Source organism: Streptomyces echinoruber, assembly GCF_014651135.1.
Taxonomy (GTDB): domain Bacteria; phylum Actinomycetota; class Actinomycetes; order Streptomycetales; family Streptomycetaceae; genus Streptomyces; species Streptomyces echinoruber.
In genome coordinates, this window is the sequence record NZ_BMWH01000100.1 from 1 (window position 1) to 645 (window position 645).

Below are 645 nucleotides of genomic sequence, written 5' to 3' on the forward strand. Positions count from 1 at the left end.
CCCTCGACGACCCCAGCAGCTTCCAGCGGATCGCCGACGAACTGAACGCCCGGGGCGTACCCGTCGACACCGCCGCCGGACGCCTCACGGCCACCATGTACGCCCTGTTCGACAAGTACGAGCGTGAGCGCCGCGCCGAGATCATCGCGGCAGGGGGCGACCCCGACGACGAGTGGGGGCACACGCTCAGCCGCTCGAACCTGATCAGCGTTGCCCGCGCCCACCGCAACGCCACCCGTCGCGCCGAACAGGGCGACCTCGACCGCCTGCTCGACGACCTCGCCGACGAGTTTGACCTCACCGATGTGCGGATCGTTCGGGGCGTGGCCGCCGCCCTCGCCGATGCCATGCCGCGGATCGCCTACAAGGCCCGCGAGCGCATGAGCCCCGACGAGATCGCCCAGCAGACCGGCTACACGACGAGCCGCGTCGCACAGTTCATCCGGCAGGAGAAGGAGCGCCGCGCCGCCGCAGGGTTCACCCGCTACTCGTGGCGCGTCGACACCCGCGACGCCGACGGGACGTGGGTCGACCGCGAGCACGGCGAGGACGAGTGGGCGCCGGCCGATCTGTCCCGCCTCGCCGAGCGCTGCCTCGACGAGACCGGCGCGCGCGACAAGCGCGCCCGCGTCCTGATCTGGGAAG

At 72.2% G+C, this 645-nt stretch carries 1 pseudogene; it reads left to right on the forward strand.

The features are described from left to right. Window positions 1-645 (forward strand): annotated as a pseudogene (locus IE225_RS32735) (hypothetical protein); the annotation flags it as partial.